This is a genomic window from Cellulomonas biazotea, assembly GCF_004306155.1.
Taxonomy (GTDB): domain Bacteria; phylum Actinomycetota; class Actinomycetes; order Actinomycetales; family Cellulomonadaceae; genus Cellulomonas; species Cellulomonas biazotea.
The window spans coordinates 1-1,824 of record NZ_BIMR01000473.1 but is presented as its reverse complement, the minus strand read 5'-3'; the positions used below and the strand labels follow the sequence as shown (position 1 = coordinate 1,824).

Genomic DNA, 1,824 nt, shown 5'->3' with positions numbered 1-1,824 from the left:
CTCGCGGACGACGCGACCGCGGACACCGACCCCGCCGGGCCCGAGGGGCAGGCGCTCGCGGAGCGGCTGCGCGTCGAGCGCCGTCGGGCCGCCGCGGACCTCGACGACGCGACCGCCCGCCTGCTCGCCTCGCTGGGCGAGGACGACGCGACCGACGAGGCCGTCACGCGCGCCGCGCGCGCGGCCGAGACGTACGCCGGGGTCGGTGCGGTGCCGGACGCCGCGCACGCGTTCTGGCTGGCCGGGCGGCTGCTCGACGGGCGGGGGCGCACCGAGGACGCCGCGTGGCACCTGGAGTCGGCCGTCGAGGGGTTCACCGTCGCGCGCGACCGGCACACCCGGGCGCAGGCGGCCGACGACCTCGTGGCGCTGCTGCGCCGCACCGGGCAGGACGCCCGCGCGGAGGAGGTCCTGTCGTCGCTGGGCCGCTGAGGCCCCGTCGCCCCGCGGCCGGGTGGGTGCCGGGGGACCTCCCGGGCGTCGACCTGTTGCACAGATGTGGAACACTGGGGCGATGGCGAAGACCATCGGGTTCCGGCCCACGCCGGCCGAGGAGGACATCCTCGCCCGCGCGACGGCTGACGGGACGTCGACCAGCGACGCCATCCGGCGCGGCCTGGCCCTGCTCGACCGCGAGCTCTGGTGGAGCCACGCGCGTGCCGACATGGAGCGCCTCGCCGGCGAGGACCTCTCGACCGAGCCCGACGCCTGGTGATCCGCGGGGCGGTCTACCGCATCGACCTCGGCCGGCCGCGCGGCCACGAGCAGGGCGGACGGCGCTACGGCGTCGTGCTCGCGCCAGCCGACGGGACCGCGTGGTCCGTCGTGGTCGTCGTCCCGACGTCGACGCACGCCCAGGCGGCACGGTTCCGGCCCGAGATCGAGCTGCTCGGCGTCCCGACCGTCCTGCTCGTCGACCAGATGCGGGCCCTCGACACCTCGTACGTCGTCGGCGACCCGGTCGGCTTCCTCGACCGGGACGCGCTGCACGAGCTCGAGCACGCGGTCGGCCGGTACCTCGGGATCGTCTGACACCGCCGCGTGACGCCGCCGGGGACGTCGTGCCTGCCCACAGGGCTGGGCGGCGACTAAGGTGGGCAGGTTCGAGACGGGTGACGAGGAGGGAACCGTGCCGCGGGTCACGAGTGCCGACGTCGCCCGGGAGAGCGGCGTGTCGCGCACGACGGTGAGCTACGTGCTCAACGACAAGACGGGCGTCGCCATCACCGAGGCGACCCGTCGGCGGGTGCAGGACACCGCGGCCCGGCTCGGCTACCTGCCGTCCGCGGCCGCCCGGACCCTGCGCTCCGGGCGCAGCGACCTGGTGCTCTGCGTCCTGCCCGACTGGCCCGTCGGGCCGGTCATCGACACGCTCATCGACCACCTCGGCACCGAGCTCGCCGACCGCGGCCTGTCGCTGCTGGTGCACAACGCGCGCAGCGCCCGGCCCCTCGCGGAGCTGTGGCGGGCCGTCACGCCGCGCGCCGTGCTGGGGCTCGAGCCGTTCGCCGACGACGAGGTGCACGCCATGCGGCGGGCCGGCATCCAGGTCGTCGGCAGCGCCCTCGACGAGGACCCGCACCCGGAGATCTTCTCCGTCCCGCAGGACGGCATCGGCCGCGTCCAGGTCGACCACCTCGTCGAGCGCGGGCACCGCGTCATCGGGTACGCCGCGCCGGACGACGAGCGGCTCGCGGCGTTCGCCGACCGGCGGCTCGCCGGCGTCGCGCAGGCGTGCGAGCGGCTCGGGCTGCCCGCGCCCGTCGCCGAGACCGTCGCGCTCGACCCGTCGTCGGCCGCCGCGGCGGTCGGGCGGTGGCGCTC

Annotated in this window: 3 protein-coding genes and 1 pseudogene; all 4 read left to right on the top strand. The window is 76.9% G+C overall.

Annotated features, from left to right (window positions below; translation table 11 throughout):
- A pseudogene (locus CBZ_RS20255) lies at window positions 1-432 on the top strand (hypothetical protein); the annotation flags it as partial.
- 82 nt (window positions 433-514) lie between these two features.
- On the top strand, window positions 515-715 hold the full coding sequence (locus tag CBZ_RS20250) for a hypothetical protein (protein ID WP_130783217.1): 201 nt from the start codon (window positions 515-517) through the stop codon (window positions 713-715).
- Window positions 712-1,032 (top strand): type II toxin-antitoxin system PemK/MazF family toxin, encoded by a 321-nt coding sequence (locus CBZ_RS20245; RefSeq protein WP_130783216.1) that lies wholly within the window; start codon window positions 712-714, stop codon window positions 1,030-1,032. Before CBZ_RS20250 ends, CBZ_RS20245 begins: the two co-directional genes overlap by 4 nt.
- A 97-nt stretch (window positions 1,033-1,129) precedes the next feature.
- A partial coding sequence (locus CBZ_RS20240) for a LacI family DNA-binding transcriptional regulator (protein WP_130783215.1) occupies window positions 1,130-1,824 on the top strand: 695 nt, incomplete at its 3' end.